Source organism: Geosporobacter subterraneus DSM 17957 (assembly GCF_900142145.1).
In the GTDB taxonomy this organism is placed as follows: Bacteria; Bacillota; Clostridia; order Peptostreptococcales; family Thermotaleaceae; genus Geosporobacter; species Geosporobacter subterraneus.
This window is the reverse complement of record NZ_FQZV01000039.1, coordinates 1-18,931: the sequence shown is the minus strand read 5'-3', so window position 1 is coordinate 18,931 and position 18,931 is coordinate 1. Positions and strand designations below refer to the sequence as shown.

Here is an 18,931-nt window from a genome sequence, read left to right as displayed (position 1 = left end):
CTCCTCTATGCTTTCTTTAATGCTTCATAAATGCTCGTCAGCGCTTCCCCCGCTTTTTGACGTATGATTAAGTTTGCCCGGCTGTCATAAGCTGTGGGACCCAGATTGATAATCATCAGCTTTTTACATAAATAGGCTAAATAGTTCACAGGCCCAACCTCTAAACTAGAGCCGATTACAATCAACAGGTCATATTTGCGGATCGCATCCATTGCCATATCAAAGCATGGAGGCAGTGCATCTCCAAACATCACTACATTTGGACGTACAATTCCTCCACAATGTTCGCAACGGGGTGGGATTTCCCCATCCGCCACCTTGTTCTCCATCTTATCCAGCAACATCTCTTCCTCGCACTCCAGACAGCTGCCGCTCCGAACATGACCATGGACTTCGTACACCTTCTTGGATCCTGCCTTCTGATGAAGATTGTCAATATTTTGGGTGACCAGCAAATCAACAATGCCCTCTTCCTCCATTTTTGCAAGTACACGATGGGCTGTATTAGGAAGGGCATCCTTCATCGAAGTAAGGATCTGAAATCCTTGACGGTAGAATTTCTCAGGATGATTCAATAAAGTTTTTGTAGAGAGGGCTTCCATAGGGTCCATTTTCTCCCACAGACCAGTGCCTGGACTTCTAAAATCAGGGATTCCACTCTCTGTAGAAATGCCAGCCCCGGTCAGTACCATAATACCCTTGCTTTCTTTTATGCATTGTACCGCTCTTTGGATTTGATCCTCCACATAAATACCCCCATTTCCTTATAGGTCTAATTTTAATTGCACGCTTTCTTCATCTGGATATAAAAGTGCCGCAAAGTCATTTCTCACAGCATTAACTGCCTCAGAAACCCTTTGTTTTTCTAATGGTTCTCCTGCATAAGGCTTTAACAGGCTGCTTAATAATTTTTCACCCTGTATATTTTGATCCAACCATAGGGCTTCTTCATCCGGATCTAATAATGCAGCCATTCGATGGTGATAAGGAGCTATCGTATCATTCGGTTCTGTAGTAATAATCGCAAAAGAATAGATTTTTTCACCCTCAGGTGATTGCCATAAATCCCATAGTCCCGCCATAGACAATATAGGCCTGTTCTTCAAATAAAACCGATAGGGTATTTTCTTTCCCCGGGATTTATCCCACTCATAAAAGCCACCGGCCGGTACGATACACCGCCTTTTCCTGAAAGCTTCCCGAAAACTGGCCTTTTCAGTCAATGTCTCAGAACGGGCATTAATCATTTTTTGACCAATGGCCAGGTCCTTCGACCATGCCGGAATTAACCCCCATCGAAAAAGGTGCAATTGTCTTCGCTCTCCTCCTAATATGACTGGTGCATATTGGGTGGGTGCAATATTATACCTTGGAACATAGTGAATATTCGTGTTCTCTATATCGTACCATTCCATGAGATCCCTTAATATCACATCCAGATAGTACCTGCCGCACACTTAAAACCCTCCTATTTGACATTACTATTCTTATTATATATGATCTCATAAAAAGAGGATAGAAAAAATCTATCCATTCTTTATCCCTACGCCTTTTGTTCTTTATTCATCTGCTTCTTTTTCACAGTAATCAATCCACCGATTCTGCCGGTCTCCTTGGCGGTTAATCCGCCCCATCCCATCTGCTTCACCTTATTCAGCAATCCCAGTTCTTCAGCAATTTCATACTTCCATACATCCTCAATGGTCTCGATTTTCTGTTTTTTATTTTTTGTACTATTTTTTTTAGACATTTTTACCCCTCCCCTCTCCTGTATTATGGGTAAGGGGTAACATTTTTATACCTTTCGTATTTTTCTCTTTTAACATTTTTTAAATTTCTGTAACTTATAGTGCAGTGCATTGATTAAACAAACAAAAAATGATACGCTAACATTGGTCGTAATAACTACGATTTTCCACTCCCCCTTTAATATTAATTCATTAATATTAAAGACAATTTACGCCTCTGTTTGATATACAGAGGCGCTTTTTTTTACTGAATCATGCCCATTTGTGCGATCTGTAAGTATCCGAAAAGCACGAATAACAACAGCGTCAGAATAATGGGTACATAAGCAAAAAAAGAAAACTTTGGTTTTTCTGCAGGCTCTCCTGAAAGCGCTTTTACTCTGCTTTCTGTATCCCGAATAATCATCCGGAGCAGCACATAGGCCAATGAACCGGATACCACAGCCCATATTCCTACAATAAATGCAGCACCTATCAGCTGCAGGGTTCCCGGCATCGCCCCTTGAACAGCTTCAATGCTGGGGTCCAGCAATCGCTCATTTAAAAGATTGGCTGCATATCCCAAAGTTACAGCCACTCCATTGTTTGTAATATGGCCTAATATACCTGCAAAAATAGAGTCCGTCCGGTAAACCAAGTAACCGAAAATTAGTCCCAATACAATAGGACCTAGGAAATTTTGCAAATTAAAATGGAAAATGCCAAACAGAACAGAGGAAATAAAAATTGCATTCGCGGTCCCTAAACCTTCATATCCTCTCAGCATTAGGCCCCGGAAGAAAACCTCCTCACAGATACCTGCGGAAACTGCAATCACCAGCATCAACACAAAATACTCTCCTAAATTCTCAGCTGTTGGTATTGGCGGCTGCATGATTTCTCCAAAGGTACTTAACAGCGTCATTCCCACTAAATTAAAAAACAAAGCTACAGGATAGCTTAGAATGGTTATCAGGATCACAAGCATCACATGTTTTAATCTAAGTCCATTTAAACGCAGTACCCTTTTTAAGCTGTCTCCCTTTAGCTTGATATAGACCAGCGGCGGAAGCAGCACGAGTACGTACTCCGTGAATAGAAGCCCTTTTAACACATCTCTTTCTTGAAAAGCTGCTCCTAGGCTGATCAACAGCAATGCTGTTAAAAAATACAACGTGTTGATCCCTCGGATACCAATACGCTTATCTTCTATCAAATCATTCACTCCCTTTGCCCACCCAGGGTTTACGCATCATCCTCTGGTGTCAGGATACCTACATGTCTTAGGTATTGTACATAGACCTGAATACCCGTCATCAATGTTTCCTCAGGATATTGAAACAGACAATTATGCAGAGGATAGATGCAGTTTTGCTTTTCACTCCTCACACCTAAAAAGAAAAAGAGTCCCGGAACTTCTTTCTGAAAAAAAGAAAAATCCTCAGCAATCATTTGCGGCGCAATACTATCTACGTGTTCTTTCCCTACAGCTGCAACGAAATCCTCATACAAGGACTCGTCATTGATAACTGCAGGATACATATCTCTAAATACTAACTCAACAGAGCATTCGTAGGCAGTTTCAATCCCTTTAGCAATTTGCCCCATCCTGCGTTTTATACTTTCAAAAACATCTTCCCGAAAAGCCCTAACCGTTCCTTCCAAGTGCACTTCTCCCGCTATGATGTTTCTTCTTTCTCCTCCCCACATCTTTCCAATGGTTACAATAGCACCTTCCAAAGGATCGACACTCCTGCTTACTATTGACTGATAGCTGCTCACTAAAGCTGCCGCGGCTACAATTGCATCCTTAGCCATATGGGGAATGGCTCCATGACCGCTCCTACCCTTTATCAACAGATCAAATTCTCCTGCTTGGGCCATCATAGGCCCTGGTCTTACTGCAACACGGCCAGCTTCTACCTCTGGGAAAACATGAAGGCCTAATATTTTATCAATATGAAACTGATCTAGCACACCTGCCTGAATCATGGGCTCTGCGCCACCGGGTCCTTCCTCTGCCGGCTGAAATATAAAAACAATATTTTGCCTGAGATTGTTCTTATGACGGGCTAAGTATTTTGCCAATCCCAACAGAATTGTCATATGAGCATCGTGTCCGCATGCGTGCATCATTCCAGGGTGCTTTGACCCATAAGGAGAGTCTGTCTTCTCCTCCACGGAAAGGGCATCCATATCCGCACGAAATGCTATGGTCTCTTTTCCTTCAGAACCTCTCAATAAACCAACTATACCAGTTTGGGCAATACCTTTAAAAACATCTATACCTAGATTCTCTAGCACACTGATAATATAGGCGCTGGTTTTGTATTCTTCAAAACCGCTCTCAGGGATTTGATGCAGGTCTCTGGCTATTTGATATACTTCTTCCTCCAAAACAGCGATACTTTTTTCTATAGAAATCATATTCAGTTCACCTCATGCCAATTGTTATAATCATATAGAACTATTGTATCCTTTTTCTTTTCTTGTGGAAAGAAAAAATATTTCCCACTTTTCCTTTAGCTTATATCCTATAATATCTTCCAATCCTATAGCCTATACGGTTGGATCGTAAGATGCTATAGAATTTTGTAAAAATTATTATAAATCCGGTTGACACACATAGGCTCTTGTGTTAAGATACATTAAACTGAATACTTATTACTCAACGAAATTGTTGTGTTTTAGAGGCTGCGATGAGCAAATAGTACATTGGAAAAGGCAAGGGAGCTGTTTTGATATCCAATGGAAAGGTGCAATCGCCGAAGCGTTGATCTGTTCCCTACGGGTTAACTGCTGGGACCATGTTGAATAAGCATGGGACTGTCATCGGTAAATCACCCAGTTTATCGATGGAGTGCTACTTCACACAGGGTGAAAGTTGTATTCTATTGGCGTTTTTTCGGACGGCTGAGAGTACCCTTTTGCTCTTATGCCGTTTTTATTTATATTGATACTGCTTTCATAATCCGGTGAAGTATGGTGTGCCTCTTGATTCAATATTCATGCACCCTTCTTCACTTTTTGTTTTTTTGGCTTTACAAATATTTGATAATTATGTAAGATAAATGTAACCAAAATATCGTAAATATATTATAATAATATTAGCAAATGTTCATCATAATAGGTGGAGAGATGGAGTGATGATTTTTGATTACAGAAGCACGAAGAAAAAAAATACAAGAGTTGATTGAGCGGGAAGGAATCGTAAATCTGCAGCAGCTGGTAGAACGGTTTGATGTTTCCATTTACACCATTCGTCGGGATCTAAATGCATTGGAAGAACAAGGCCTTCTAAAGAAAACCCATGGCGGCGCTGTTAAGGTAGAAAAAACCCGTTGGATTCCCAGTATGGAAACAGGAAAAAATGAAGCCTTTGAAGAGAAAAAGAAGATTGCCCTCAAGGCTTCTGAGTTTGTAGAAAATGGTGATACTATCATGCTCATGGGGAGTACCATTGCGCTATTCATGATTCCGATGATTCAGGATAAAAATGTGACCATCGTAACCAACTCACTAGACGTTGCAAAGGAACTCTCTCTGCTCCCAAACATAGAGACAATTCTCATCGGCGGGAGAATTAAAAATTTTCGCGGTAATATCCTAGGCTCTCGTGCTGTTAATGATTTGCGTAATTACTATTTTGATAAGGCATTTATCCCCTGTGCAGGAATTAACAGCAGCTTCGGTGTCAGTACCTCTACCCTAGATAGTGCTGACTTTGTAAAGACAGTCATTCAATGCACGCGACAAAACATCATTATTGCTGATTATCGTAAAATCGGCCGATCTACTTTTGCCAAAGTAAGTGATCTGGCACCCGTCGATTTGTTAATTACTGATGACCGGGCAGACAAAGATGAGCTTAATCGGCTGGCTAAATCCGGAATCCGTATCGAAGTAGCAAAAACACTTTAAATAGAACATATAACAAGAGGAGGATCAACAATGAGAAAAGTAAATCTAGCTGTAGTAGGTGCTACAGGAATGGTAGGAAGAACATTTTTAAAGGTTTTAGAAGAAAGAGATTTTCCCTATGAGAATCTTTACCTGTTTGCTTCTGCAAAATCTGCTGGGGAAAAAGTAACCTGCAAAGGCAAAGAATATATCGTAGAAGAACTAACTGAAGCTTCCTTTGATCGTCCTATGGATATTGCTTTATTCTCTGCAGGAGGCGATATTAGTAAAATTTTTGCCCCTATAGCCGCTTCCAAAGGGGTAACCGTAGTAGACAACAGCAGCGCCTGGAGAATGGAAAAGGATGTGCCGCTGGTTGTTCCGGAAGTAAATCCTCATGATATCTCTTGGAACAAGGGTATTATTGCAAATCCAAACTGCTCTACGATCCAAGCCGTTGTCGCATTAAAGCCTCTGCATGAAGCTTATGGCATCAAGCGAATTATTTATTCCACTTACCAATCGGTTTCAGGTACAGGTGTAAAAGGAGTTGTAGATTTGGAAGAAGGCTTAAAAGGCAATGATTTGATGAAGGCCTATCCCCATCCAATTGCAAACAATTGTCTTCCTCATATTGATGTTTTCCAGGAGAATGGATATACGAAGGAAGAAATGAAAATGATTTTAGAAACACAAAAAATTTTCGGTGACTACGAGCTAAAAATCACAGCAACCACTGTTCGGGTACCGATCATTAACTGTCACAGCGAGTCCATCAACGTAGAATTAGAAAAATCCTTCGAGTTGAAGGATATCGTAGCACTGCTTAACCAAAGTCCAGGAGTTGTAGTACAGGACGATCCGGGCAGCAACCTATATCCTTTAGCAAGAAATGCAGCAGGTACCGACCAAGTATATGTAGGTAGAATTCGAAGAGATTTCAGTGTGGAAAATGGATTAAATCTTTGGGTAGTTGCTGACAATATACGCAAGGGCGCCGCTACGAATGCTGTTCAGATTGCAGAGTTGCTGGTAGAGGGACTTCAGTAATATCACCAATCCTGTTAGGAGTCGTATACTGATAATAAAATATCTGGAAAGGATGAGTAAAATGGCTTTATTTACCGGATCCGGTGTGGCATTGGTTACACCATTTCAAGAAGGCAAAATTGATTTTCCCAAAATCGAAGAACTTCTCAACTGGCATGTGGAGCAAGGTACCGATGCAATCATCGTCTGCGGAACCACAGGCGAATCCTCTACTATGAGCGATGAAGAGCAAAAAGAAACCATCCGTTTTGTAGTTGAAAAAATCAAGGGTAGAATTCCTGTTATTGCAGGAACTGGGAGCAATTGTACTGCCCATGCCATAGAGATGAGCAAATATGCAGAAGCTGTAGGAGCAGACGGTTTACTGGTCATTACCCCTTACTACAATAAAGCGACACAAAAAGGTTTGATTGCTCATTTTACTGCCATTGCAGATGCAGTAAGCATTCCTATCATTATTTATAATGTACCAGGCAGAACAGGTCTCAATATTGCACCTGCCACCATTGCCGCTTTGGCAAAGCATCCAAATATAAAAGGTGTCAAGGAAGCCAGCGGAAATATTTCACAGGTCGCAGAAATTGCGCGGCTGGTTCCGGAAGACTTCTATATCTACTCCGGAAATGATGATATGGTCGTCCCTCTGATGTCCTTAAGAGGCTCCGGTGTAATTTCTGTAGTAGCCAATGTGGCGCCAAAAGATACTCATGACATGGTTCAGAAGTTTATTGATGGGGACACAGCCGGTGCTTGTGCCTTACAGTTGGCTATGAAGCCCTTGATAGATGCACTGTTTATTGAAGTAAATCCAATTCCTGTAAAAGCAGCAATGAACCTAATGGGCTTTGCAGTAGGCGAGCTTCGTCTCCCCCTTACAGAAATGGAAAATTCTAATCTTCAAATATTGAAATCGAGAATGCAAGAATATGGTTTAATCCAGTAAGGGAGGTGCTCCTTTGATACGCGTAATATTAAATGGATGCAACGGAAAAATGGGCAGAGTTTTAGCCAAACTGATAAACGAAGAGAAGAACATGGAAGTCGTTGCAGGAATCGACCGAGAAGTCGATAAATTTGAAAATACCTTTCCTGTATATTCCAACATATTTTCCTGCTTAGAAAAAGGAGATGTGCTGATAGATTTTTCTCATCCCAGTACTATAAAAAACACTTTGGACTTTTGTGTTGAAACAAAAACGCCTATTGTTACTGCAACTACCGGTTTAAGCGGAGAAGAAACGGCCCTTTTTGTCGAGGCATCAAAGAGCATCCCGGTCTTCCAATCCTCAAATATGGCCGTAGGTATAAGTGTGATCATCGATCTGGCTGCACAAGCAGCAAAAGTCTTGGGCAATACCTTTGATATAGAGATCATTGAGAAGCATCATAATAAAAAGGTAGATTCCCCCAGTGGAACAGCTTACATGATTGCTAATGCTCTGAATGAAACTTTCCAACAGAAAAAAGAGTATGTTTACGGAAGACATGGAAAGGAAGACCAGCGTACAGAAAACCATATCGGCATTCATGCAGTACGAGGCGGAACGATTGTAGGGGAACATACGGTTATCTTTGCCGGTCCAGACGAGATTATTGAGATAAAGCACACGGCTCTCTCAAAGGATATTTTTGCCTTGGGTGCTATTCGTGCAGCAAAGTTTATTTTAAACAAAAAAAATGGTTATTATAATATGAATGACCTTATCAAATAATACAGCAGGTAATTTTTTATGAAAGGATTGAGTTTACTAATGACGACAGAAAGAGAACTGGATAACAAGGAACTGGACTTGACAGATCCTTATGCTATCGCACGATATATAAAAGAAGCAAAAAAATCTACTCCCGTAAAAGTCTATGTGGATGGTTCTCTGGAAGCCTTCTCACAGGAAGGCATACAAAAATTCGGAAATGATTCCTTTTGGGTACTGTTCGGTGAACATGATGTCGTTGCACAATTCCTGGAGACCCATAAAGATCATATCACCAATTATATCCTGGAAAATGACAGACGAAATTCTGCTATCCCTATGCTGGATCTTAAAAAAATCAATGCCCGAATTGAGCCCGGTGCCGTTATCCGTGATCGGGTAAAGATCGGGAACAATGCAGTAATTATGATGGGGGCAGTGATCAACATCGGTTCAGAAATTGGGGACGGTACCATGATTGATATGAATGCAGTACTTGGAGCCAGGGCCACTGTAGGAAAAAATGTACATGTCGGAGCAGGAGCTGTTCTTGCCGGTGTATTGGAACCCCCTAGTGCAACTCCTGTTATCATAGAGGATAATGTAATGATCGGTGCCAATGCCGTCATCCTTGAAGGAGTTAAGGTAGGTAAAAATGCAGTAGTTGCTGCTGGTTCAGTAGTAACAAGAGATGTGCCTCCTGATTGTGTAGTTGCGGGAATCCCGGCGCGCATCATTAAAGAAAAGGATGCACAAACCGCAGACAAAACAAAACTGTTAGATGATTTAAGAGGATAATAGGAAATGCCAATAGGATATAACCCTATTGGCATTTTTACTAATCTACAAAAGCAAAAACATATGGAACATTGCGATAATAGTCCCCATAATTTAACCCATACCCTACAATAAACTTGTCTGGGATGGTATAGCCGATATAGTCAGGCTCTAGCACCGTCTTTCTTCTGGAGGGCTTGTCTAATAATACACAACTTTTGATGCTGGCTGGATTCTTCTTACGAAGGTGCTCCAAAACAAATTTCATTGTAAGACCTGTATCTGCGATATCATCAACTACCAGAATATCATAGCCTTCAACACTTTCTTTAACATCATAAAGAATATTTACCTGTCCCGTAGATTCTGTACCATGTCCATAGCTGGAGGTTGCCATGAAAGCAATCTTAACTGGTGCATCAATCTCCCGTACCAAATCAGCAGTAAAGATAAAGCTTCCTTTTAATAAAGATACAACTAAAAGCTTTTTGCCCTGATAATCTGATGCAATTTGATTTCCTAGCTCCTGTACCCGTTGATGAATGTCCTCTCGGGTGAAAAGAACCTCTTTTCTCTTTTTTTCTATATCCATTTTTCTAATTCCCTCCATAATCCTTCATTTTACACCAATTTCTGCTATAGTTAATAACTATTCTAATCGAAATCAATTTCTTTGTCAAATAGAATACCCTGTGGGCTCCTAGATTATTTAATATATAGGGAATTAAAATCTATATATAACTTATTGCATATTTTGCATGATTCCCAAAATGACATCATCTGTAACTGTCATACCCTCTATGCCCAATTGACCTAGATTTCTTATGGATTCCTCAGCGGTCAGGCCGACAATCCCATTTTTTGATGGTACAATTACACGTCTCATGGCCAGTAATGCAGACTGAACTGCAGTAGCCGCTGCTGTAGCAAGCTTTAGGGCACAGCCTACTTTGGCACCGTCACAAACCATACCGGTGATATTGGCCACCATGTTTTTGATTGTACCGTCTATTCTTTCCTTATCGGCTCCCATCAACCACGCTATCGCTACGGCTGCCCCTGACGCAGCTGCAACCCCACAGCCGCACAGGGCAGAAAGCCTCCCCGTATAATGTTTGATATAGCCCGTCACAATATGGCTGATGGCCAAGGCCCTTGCATAGGCTTCCTTTGAAACATCGAATTTCCTCCGATAGGCGACGATAGGCAAAATTGCAGTTAGCCCGTGATTTCCGCTGCCATTGCTGCTCATAACTGGAATAGGTGCTCCTGACATTCGCGCATCGGCTCCGGCAGCCGTCAGCATCATAGCATAATTCATCAGGTCATCAGACAAAATCCCCTTTTCCATATTGTCTAAAAATCCCTTGCCGACACCCATTCCCATTTTCTTTTCCAAAGCAACCTTTGCTACCTCTTCATTCATCTCTAAACCTTCTAAAAGAAAAGCCAGCTCCTGGTACTCAATATTTTCAATTTCTGTGATAATTTCATAAATCGGCTTTTCATATAGCTCAGATAGGTCTGCAATCTGTGCCTGTTCCAGATTTACAGCATTGCAAAGGATTTCTCCATTTTGTTCCAAGTAAATAAATCGATTATGCTTTTCCTGGAGTATAACCTTAGCCGAGCCGCCTTCTGCCTGGACAAAGACCTCCACATAAACTTTCTCTTTCGTTTCTTTAATTCCTAGAGAGATCAGACCTTTTTGTACAATAATCTTGGCTTCTTGGATTTGATCTTCTCTAAGACCCTCTAGAACCTGAAGATCTTTTTCTGCATTACCTCCTACAATACCCAATGCTCCTGCAATCTGCAGGCCTACTTCATCAGTATAGGGTATCCCCACACATAATCCATTTTTATAGATATTAGGGCTAACTAATATATTAACATTTGTGACTTTTGAGTTGTGCACCAATGCTTTTGCCTTTGCACAGGCTAGAGCCACTGCCACAGGCTCTGTACAACCTAGAGCCGGTACCACCTCTGCTTTAAGTGTATTGATAATTTGTTTTTTTAAATCCATGAACTTTGCCTCCTCTATCAGTTTAATTATATGGTTTATATTCTCAGATTAGTTTTGGTTATATTTATCTACTAATTTGCTATAATAAATTGCAAAATCCATGCCATAACAAAAATGCCCCGATTCCAATCATCTCAAAAATCACTTTCTCAAAATGAGACAAATCATTCATAAAAAAATCTCAAAATGAGATTTTGTATCATTTTGAGATTATATCAATTGATATTCTTTCATTTTTCGATAGAGGGTTGCACGTCCCATGCCCAATGCCTCTGCTGCCTTGTCTATGGTTTGCTTTGATCCTCCAAAAATCCTTAATGCCTTTTGGATTTCATAGCACTCTAATTCCTTAATGGTCATGATCCTCTGCTCCCCGGCAACAGCTTCATTTTCTGCTTCCTTTCGTTTTAAACGATTAGGCAAATCCTCTTTGAGAATCCTTTCACCCCTGCACATATTGACTGCGTACTCGATAGTGTTTTCCAATTCCCTTACATTTCCGGGCCAATGATACGCAATCAGCTGATTTAAGACAGCATTATCCACCTGTGTAACCTTCTTCTCCAGCTTAAGATTGCATTTCTCTAAAAGTGCCTCTACCAATATAGGGATATCTTCCCGGCGATCTCGCAAAGGCGGTATATTTATGGGAATTACATTCAAGCGATAGAAAAGATCCTTTCGAAACTCTCCTTCATTTACCTTCTCCTCCAGGTTTTTATTGGTAGCAGCGATAACACGTACATTGATAGGAATATAGTCCTTGCCCCCTACTTTTTCAATTACATTTTCCTGTAGAACCCTTAAAAGCTTTGTCTGTAAATGTAAGGGCATATCACCGATTTCGTCCAGAAAAATTGTCCCTCGGTTAGCCAGTTCAAACTTTCCCGTCTTCCCGCCCCGTTTTGCCCCGGTAAAAGCACCCTCCTCATATCCAAACAGTTCGCTCTCCAGCAGTTGCTCGGGAATGGCTGCACAATTAATAGGGATAAAGGGTTCCTGTTTTCTGCTGCTATGAAAATGAATGGCCCGTGCAAAAAGCTCCTTTCCCGTACCGCTCTCTCCTTGAATCAATATGGTGGAGGAGGACTGAGCTGCTCTGGCAGCCTCTTCTTTAACTGCTGCAAAACAGCGGCTGCTTCCAATAATATTGTCTAAGCTGGTTTCAATCATAGCTGTTGTAATATCATTTATGGTTTTTAGCGCCTCAGAAATTTTCATGAAAGTAAATACGATACCCACTGCTTCACTCTCTATCATGATGGGATTGGCATTAAAAATCCCACGCATCCTATGACCACCCCGATGATACCGAAATTCTGTATTGGTTAAAGGACAATGTTGTTTTAACATCTCTTCCAGGGAGATATTTTCTAATAGCTGTTGTATTTTCATTTTTGACAAAATGCCTTCACCAATACCAAAGAAATCTTCTGCCTTGCGATTAAAATGAATGCATTTTCCTTCCTGATTCACTGCAATAATGCCTCGGTCTACTGCATCTAACACGGTCTCTAGTTCCTTGGCTAAAAGCTTTATTTTCTCGGTTTTTTCTTCCTCTACCAGCTTTACTGCAATCAAATCAGCCATACGGTTTAGAAACTCCATCAAGTTATTCTTATTGTGAAGTACAGCACTTTTTTGTTCCTGACTGAAGGCAATTAATCCAATGACGCCGATAGTCTCTGTATCATTTTTGATTGGACAGCATACCTGGGCATACTCACGGCAATGGGTCTTTTCAGAGCATCGGAAGCAGGCTTCGTGTTCTCCAGGATTCTCAATCAAAAATCCTTCCCCTTGCTGCAGCGCATAACTAAATACAGAGTTTTTATTTACTCTGGTGCCAATTTGCTCAACGTAACAACCGGTTGCAGCAATTCTATTAAGTTTATGGTCTACGATGGTTACATCCACCTTAATGACGCTGGCGATAACTTCCGCAATATGCTGTACACTAGATGAGATTCGGGACAGATCCATCTCTATCATTCCTTTTCTATAATATATCAAAAAAGGCTAAACTCTTAGTCCAGCCTTTTCACCTTAACTTCATCATATAATCTGCGTACCATTTCTCTATCCACATATCCAATTTTTTCTTCCACTGCATTGGCACTTCCTACAGCTACCGCATACTTAAAAGCTTCTTTGATATCTTGGTTCCGGTACAGAGAAACTGCAAATCCGGCTACAAAAGCATCTCCGCAGCCTATAGTGCTCATTGTAGATACCTTAGGTGCACAGACCTTGTATATTCCCTCAGAAGTGGTAAAGATGGCACCTTTATCACCAAGGGAAATGGCCACTACCTCAATACCCTGCCTGCATATATATTTTGATTCGTAGATAATTTTATATTCACAATCTAAATCATAACCTGCCAATTCTTGCAGTTCCGCAAGATTTGGCTTGATCATAAAGGGTTTGGCCTTAATAGCCTCCTCCAGATAACTGCCGCTGGCATCTATGATCATTCGGACATTATTGTCTCTTGCTATCTTTACCATATCTCCATAAATAGTTTTTGGAAGTCCTGGAGGTACTGTGCCCGAAGCGATAATCACTTCACTATATTTTAGAATCTTTACAAATTCCTTTACAAAGCTGTTGAGCTCTTTCTTAGAAACCACAGGTCCTTTTTCATCTACAATGGTCTCTGTTTGATTCAAAGGATCTACAATGGCAGTAAAAACCCTAGAAGCCTCCTGAATCCATACAAAAGAAGTATGTATGTCAAGCTTTTCCAGTTCTTCCTTAATAAATTGACCTGAGCCCCCGCCTAAAAGTCCTGTAGCATTTACCTTTTCTCCCAGCAAAGCGGCGACTCTTGCTACGTTTAGTCCTTTTCCTCCAGCAGACACTTTCACATCATCAACTGTATATTTTTTATTCGGTTTGAAATCCTTGATGATATAAGCCCGATCGATGGCTGGATTTAAAGTAACTGTCGTAATCATATAATCCCCTTCTCATGCCTACAAATTTCTAACAAAAAGTACAGATTATATTATAAGTGAAAACACCTTCCAATGCAAAGACTTTTTACTCGGATTTTGTCTATATTTCTGTGTAGATGCTTTCTATTTCCTCGATTTCTCTATGTGTCAGTTCAAATAACTGGTATACTTGCCGATCAAGCTTTTTCTGCTGTGCGGCAATTTCCTTTTCTAAGGATACCTGTCTACTTTTCTGACCATTATACTCTTTGTTTAAATATTCTATACGATTTACAAAATCAATAAAATGCTGCTGTATACCTAAATTTTCTATTTTTATAGGACTATTCTGAATGTGATAAATCTTAATTTGAGGAAACAGTTTTTTTGCCTCATGAATAAGGCTGTAATATAAAAAGTTAAGCAGCTTTGAGTTTAATAGTGCCAGTATATACTTAAGTTTCAGATTTTCATTTCTGGACAGGCAAGCATAAAGGGTATTCAACAGGTAATAGTTCTGATCCTCATAGGCTGCAATAAAACGATCAGCCGTTTGCCTTATAACCAGCTTAGGCTGTAAAACAAACTCCTCTCGCATAAAAGTAGCGTATTCTCCGCGGTGTTTATCGATAACATTTCGATCATTGAGCAGGTATGTGCCTTGCCATTGGTACCCGTATCGCCTGATGTCCTTCCCCTCTAGAACCGGGACATACCTGACATCCAGCTTTTTATCAGATAATAACTTATGTCGAATATTTCCAGGTGCAATTCCTGCAATAATCTCACAGCTTTCCTTTAGCAAAGGATATTTCTCATAAATCCGGCTTCTCAACTGAAAGATTTGATCACTTGAGTGAATATCAAATACACTTTTTAACGTATTATAATAGTAAGCCTGTTTAATTTGCTTGAACGAACTGTCTTTTAGCTCTCTTTTTTTATTCTCTGCCTGTCTTAGATTTTTTGTAAAAATCCAATTCTTTTTCCTGCAATCATCACTGACCTTTTGAAGAATCAACATGCACATATCCATGGAAACATGTGAAAACACCCCCTCCCCTAGGTTTATTACCTGGGAAATAGCGCAGGAATTTAGCATAATTTGTCGAATTTCCGCAAAATTATTATTCAGCAATATATTTGCCGGTACAATATATCCTAGAACGCCTTTATCCTTAAGTATCCCAATGCTCTTTTCAATAAACACACTTACCAGATCAAATCGTCCTCTTGCCGCTTTAAAGTTTTCCTTCAGCATAGCTTTATTAAGATATTTATTAATCTTTCTATTTTCTAAGTAGGGGGGATTTCCTAATATCAAATCGAAGAATTGATCAAATCCTGCTGTCAAGTAATCTCCGTTCAAAATCTGAAGCCCTGTTTCACACGCTTCCAAACCTAAGATCCGAAGCCTTTGGGTCAAGGAAATTTTGAAAATCTCTAAAGCAATCTGATCCGTATCGATAACGAATAAATTTCGCTGCAGGATGATGGGCAGACTATCCCTCGCCTCCAACCCCTCCCTTTTTCTATACCAATCCACCATCTTATCTATGATGTAAAAAGTAAAATGCCCGGTTCCACAGCAGGGATCCAATATTTTTATAGTCTTTAGGGGTCTTTCTGGATTTTGTGACAGAAATAAATCTAAGCTATGATCTACGATATATTCTACGATCCATCTCTCTGTATAATATTGAGCAAGTTTTTCCTGAACAACAGTATCTTCATAAAAGAATTGGTATATCCAGCCCAGCATGTTTTCTAAATTTATATCATGGATCTGGATTTTAGATATGCAGTATTTAAGGTAATCAGATTCCTCTTTGTCAAACAGGATATTTTGAAACACCTTACTCTCGGGAAATGAATATTCTTCTAATACCAAGGCAAAAAAAGAGCGGAATAAAACCTCATCCTCCACACTGGAATACTTTTTCTTTAGTTTCTTTTTAATGTTAGTAATATCCCGTCTAATATTTTTCATAACATTCATCCTTTTTAGAATATTATATACTTATTCGCCTTTTATCTTCCTTTTCCTTGTAAAAAAGAGTACATTGCTGTACAATGTACTCTTTTTTACAATACTGTTATTAAATTTTGTCTTTTATGTCCAGTTTATACAACAAATCTCTGATTTCCTTCAACAGCATAATGATTTTGTTGAGGGAATATTGTATCGTCACCAATATTATGAGCAGAATCACTGCACCAACCAGTATATAGTTCAAAGTCATCCCTCCTTTTTCATCTTAGCCTCATTATAGCCTATTCATGCTTTTCCCGCAAATAGTAAAGCACATCTTTATACGGTACCTGTTTTCTGTACTGTACAAAGATGTGCTCTATAATATGTATATAGGATTGCTTTACTTTGCCTGCCGATTATTATCCTCTTCCACAATCTCCATTTTAGAAATAGAAACCTCATAAGCCATTTTTGTAATCAATTCCTCTTCATTTAACCGCTTCTGATACTCCCGACTCTGTACCCTTCCCCATATCTTAATATGATCCCCTACCTTCAGCTTTTCGGAGAATCTGGCATTTCTACCCCAGGCAATACAGGGAATATAGTCTGACTTATTATAGGGTCTGTTAACAGCTACAAGCATATCGGTGATTTCCCTGCCAAAGGGTGTAGTACGATAAACAGGATGTTTACAGATATAACCGTTCAAAAAAATCTGATTAGGATTCTTTAGCTCTTCCTCTCCAGTATAGGTTGTCATATCCCGCGCAAAAATAGTCAACACAAGTTTATTACTGCCATCCATATATTTATTATAGGACCGCAGCTGCCCGTCGACCTTTACGATAGTTCCCAATGTCAAATCCAAGTCTACCAAAATTCGCTCCGAAACCGTAACTGGCAATACATCACTATGGTCACTCAATCTGGGTACCTTTATGTCTAAGGTGTAAAATCCCTCTCCATACATTTCATGGCTGAATCTTAAATCGGAATCCACTTCCCCCAGAACCGTCACCACATTTGTCTCTATGATTTTATCTGACATTTAACCCCCACGCTCCTTCCCGATTCTTATGTACTTATTCAGGGTTAATCTACAACTATATTTATTCCTGCTAGGACGAGATTATGAATAAAGAAAAATAAAAAAAAAGAGAAAAATCTAACTTTTCCTCTTTATTAATAGCTAATATATATATTCTTTTCATTTTCTGTCTTTGCTGTATGCCCCCTCAACCCCAAAAGGGCTGAGGTTATCTCCTCCGGCAGCACGCCGAGTACCATAGCACCGGTTGCAGCAGCCAATATATCATAGACATTCCACTTTCCCAGCAATTTTAGTTCTGCCGGAAACTCCATTGGTTCTATTTCGATACCATTGTTTGTTGTAATCCCCCGCTGAATACAGAAGTGAAACTTCAAAAACGGTTCCGTTTCAATACTGGAAGCTGTTACAGTAGCCCTTGATGATAAGCCATAGGTGATGACCATTCGGTCTTTTAAAACCTCCAGAAAATCTACACAAATCAAATCATCCATACTGACAGCAATGACACAATCCTTAGGCAAGTGGTCTATAAAACCTTTGCAGAGGCTGATTTTTTGTACTATTTCTCCCTGGAAATTTGTGCCGTTAGGTTCCGGCATCGTATGTATAAAAATGTCAAAGGGAGTCTGCAATAGAGGATAGACATTTATAAAATCTGTGTATATCTGAAAAATGATAACATCTTTCTTATTTTCTACCTGTTTCTGCAGATAATTCAAATATCTATCTACTAATAAAGAAAGATTTTCTTCCCCAAATGAATAATGAAATAATTCATCGGTATTTTTTATATCTGCGGATAACCCATGACATTCAAGCATATTGGTTATCATCTGTGCAGCAATCATTCTTCCCCTTTCCTCAACAATACCTATAAACTTTAACTTTTCACTAGGATAATCATAGCGTTGACTCTTTTTAACCAGCCAGTCATTTATGTCTGAAATTGTTTTTAGTTGTGTCATTTCTCGATCTGTCATGCTGATCACCTCTTAGCTATTCATAACTGTTTTTCTTATTTTGCTCAGTTCATTGGCTTAAATATGTATTATGGAAAATAAAAAGAAAAGCATGGACGAAGCCATACTTTTCCTAAAGGACAATAAAAACTTATTTAACAGCAGCAGATTATATATACCCCAACCGCTTAACGGAGCGGCTCAGGGGCCGCTCCCTACAGTATAGCATTGAAACAGGCCTCTAAAGCTATCATGATTTGGTCTGCCGTAAGCTACTGGTTACTATTTTTAGATAGGAATGCTTTATTCAGAAGGTATAAAAATCCGCCTCCATAAAAGCTTAAGGTAATCACCATCATAACAATAGATGTGGTTGACATATTACTTCGACCCCCTTATTTCCTCTAAGGCTGATTCCATAATATCATGACCCTGACCAATCTTATTGGCCAGCCAGTTGTTGGTCAATAGTGAAATACCGATCAGTATGGCAAACTGTACGATGATCGTTCCCACACTAAATATTTCTGTTGGATCCCACCAGTTGCCGGGATACCATGTTATAGCCTGCCAGATCCACCAGCCGATAATCACCACGGTAAACACCGGGAATAGGGCCACACATACACTCCACCATTTTCCGATTTTGTAGTCGGACCATGGAGTATTGATATCGTTGTTTCTTACCTTTTCCAATCCGTGCTTCATCAGGGCAATGGCTACAAACAGTCCACTGAGCAGTAGGCCTACTCCCCATACCCAATCCTGGTTGTCATTGATGTTTAAGCTGTAGGCCGATGGTACTCCTGCGAAAAATCCCCCGATGACTA

Annotated in this window: 18 protein-coding genes, 1 pseudogene and 1 riboswitch; of the genes and pseudogenes, 5 read left to right on the top strand and 14 right to left on the bottom strand. The window is 39.9% G+C overall.

Translation table 11 applies throughout. The features are described from left to right. Positions 1 to 5 precede the first annotated feature (5 nt). The 5 genes from BUB56_RS13545 to BUB56_RS13525 all read right to left on the bottom strand — a co-directional run bounded on the left by BUB56_RS13545 (position 6) and on the right by BUB56_RS13525 (position 4,154). Positions 6 to 746, bottom strand: a complete 741-nt coding sequence (locus BUB56_RS13545) for an SIR2 family NAD-dependent protein deacylase (RefSeq protein ID WP_242946364.1) — start codon at positions 744 to 746, stop codon at positions 6 to 8. Between the two features lie 18 nt (positions 747 to 764). Next, complete coding sequence (locus tag BUB56_RS13540; RefSeq protein ID WP_110941846.1) at positions 765 to 1,457, bottom strand: SOS response-associated peptidase; 693 nt, start codon at positions 1,455 to 1,457, stop codon at positions 765 to 767. Positions 1,458 to 1,543: 86 nt separating this feature from the next. After that, positions 1,544 to 1,750: a small, acid-soluble spore protein, alpha/beta type gene (locus tag BUB56_RS13535; RefSeq protein WP_110941845.1), complete on the bottom strand. Its 207-nt coding sequence runs from the start codon at positions 1,748 to 1,750 to the stop codon at positions 1,544 to 1,546. A 242-nt stretch (positions 1,751 to 1,992) separates the two neighbouring features. Beyond that, positions 1,993 to 2,952, bottom strand: a complete 960-nt coding sequence (locus tag BUB56_RS13530; protein WP_110941844.1) for a type II CAAX endopeptidase family protein — start codon at positions 2,950 to 2,952, stop codon at positions 1,993 to 1,995. Positions 2,953 to 2,972: 20 nt separating this feature from the next. Continuing rightward, positions 2,973 to 4,154 carry a M20 metallopeptidase family protein gene (locus BUB56_RS13525; protein ID WP_110941843.1) on the bottom strand — a complete coding sequence of 394 codons (1,182 nt, stop codon included), beginning with the start codon at positions 4,152 to 4,154 and terminating at the stop codon, positions 2,973 to 2,975. Positions 4,155 to 4,407: 253 nt separating this feature from the next. Then, positions 4,408 to 4,601, top strand: a riboswitch (Lysine riboswitch). A gap of 279 nt (positions 4,602 to 4,880) precedes the next feature. Here BUB56_RS13525 and BUB56_RS13520 point away from each other — a divergent pair. The 5 genes from BUB56_RS13520 to dapD all read left to right on the top strand — a co-directional run bounded on the left by BUB56_RS13520 (position 4,881) and on the right by dapD (position 9,166). After that, positions 4,881 to 5,648, top strand: a complete 768-nt coding sequence (locus BUB56_RS13520; RefSeq protein WP_110941842.1) for a DeoR/GlpR family DNA-binding transcription regulator — start codon at positions 4,881 to 4,883, stop codon at positions 5,646 to 5,648. 30 nt (positions 5,649 to 5,678) lie between these two features. After that, on the top strand, positions 5,679 to 6,677 hold the full coding sequence (locus BUB56_RS13515; RefSeq protein ID WP_110941841.1) for an aspartate-semialdehyde dehydrogenase: 999 nt from the start codon (positions 5,679 to 5,681) through the stop codon (positions 6,675 to 6,677). Between the two features lie 61 nt (positions 6,678 to 6,738). Beyond that, the gene (gene dapA / locus BUB56_RS13510; protein ID WP_110941840.1) at positions 6,739 to 7,620 is read left to right on the top strand and encodes a 4-hydroxy-tetrahydrodipicolinate synthase; all 882 of its coding nucleotides are present in this window, start codon (positions 6,739 to 6,741) and stop codon (positions 7,618 to 7,620) included. Positions 7,621 to 7,633: 13 nt separating this feature from the next. Then, entirely contained in the window at positions 7,634 to 8,389 is a 756-nt protein-coding gene (gene dapB / locus BUB56_RS13505; protein ID WP_110941839.1) for a 4-hydroxy-tetrahydrodipicolinate reductase, read from the top strand. A gap of 18 nt (positions 8,390 to 8,407) precedes the next feature. Further along, the gene (gene dapD, locus BUB56_RS13500) at positions 8,408 to 9,166 is read left to right on the top strand and encodes a 2,3,4,5-tetrahydropyridine-2,6-dicarboxylate N-acetyltransferase (protein WP_330392648.1); all 759 of its coding nucleotides are present in this window, start codon (positions 8,408 to 8,410) and stop codon (positions 9,164 to 9,166) included. A 40-nt stretch (positions 9,167 to 9,206) separates the two neighbouring features. Here dapD and hpt read toward each other — a convergent pair whose 3' ends face one another. The 9 genes and pseudogenes from hpt to BUB56_RS13460 form a co-directional block, all read right to left on the bottom strand. Further along, entirely contained in the window at positions 9,207 to 9,737 is a 531-nt protein-coding gene (gene hpt, locus BUB56_RS13495; protein WP_110941838.1) for a hypoxanthine phosphoribosyltransferase, read from the bottom strand. A 150-nt stretch (positions 9,738 to 9,887) separates the two neighbouring features. Next, positions 9,888 to 11,174 carry an L-cysteine desulfidase family protein gene (locus BUB56_RS13490; RefSeq protein WP_110941837.1) on the bottom strand — a complete coding sequence of 429 codons (1,287 nt, stop codon included), beginning with the start codon at positions 11,172 to 11,174 and terminating at the stop codon, positions 9,888 to 9,890. A 210-nt stretch (positions 11,175 to 11,384) separates the two neighbouring features. Further along, the gene (locus BUB56_RS20140; protein WP_110941859.1) at positions 11,385 to 13,157 is read right to left on the bottom strand and encodes a sigma-54-dependent Fis family transcriptional regulator; all 1,773 of its coding nucleotides are present in this window, start codon (positions 13,155 to 13,157) and stop codon (positions 11,385 to 11,387) included. Positions 13,158 to 13,201: 44 nt separating this feature from the next. Next, on the bottom strand, positions 13,202 to 14,134 hold the full coding sequence (locus BUB56_RS13480) for a 1-phosphofructokinase family hexose kinase (RefSeq protein WP_110941836.1): 933 nt from the start codon (positions 14,132 to 14,134) through the stop codon (positions 13,202 to 13,204). A gap of 100 nt (positions 14,135 to 14,234) precedes the next feature. Next, entirely contained in the window at positions 14,235 to 16,103 is a 1,869-nt protein-coding gene (locus tag BUB56_RS13475) for a TaqI-like C-terminal specificity domain-containing protein (protein ID WP_190014516.1), read from the bottom strand. A 109-nt stretch (positions 16,104 to 16,212) separates the two neighbouring features. Further along, positions 16,213 to 16,350, bottom strand: coding sequence for a hypothetical protein (locus tag BUB56_RS19450; RefSeq protein WP_169832944.1), 138 nt, complete (start codon positions 16,348 to 16,350; stop codon positions 16,213 to 16,215). A 138-nt stretch (positions 16,351 to 16,488) separates the two neighbouring features. Beyond that, on the bottom strand, positions 16,489 to 17,139 hold the full coding sequence (locus tag BUB56_RS13470; RefSeq protein ID WP_110941834.1) for a single-stranded DNA-binding protein: 651 nt from the start codon (positions 17,137 to 17,139) through the stop codon (positions 16,489 to 16,491). A gap of 134 nt (positions 17,140 to 17,273) precedes the next feature. Beyond that, positions 17,274 to 18,122, bottom strand: coding sequence for a hypothetical protein (locus BUB56_RS13465; RefSeq protein ID WP_110941833.1), 849 nt, complete (start codon positions 18,120 to 18,122; stop codon positions 17,274 to 17,276). A 360-nt stretch (positions 18,123 to 18,482) separates the two neighbouring features. After that, positions 18,483 to 18,931 (bottom strand): annotated as a pseudogene (locus tag BUB56_RS13460) (sodium-dependent transporter); the annotation flags it as partial.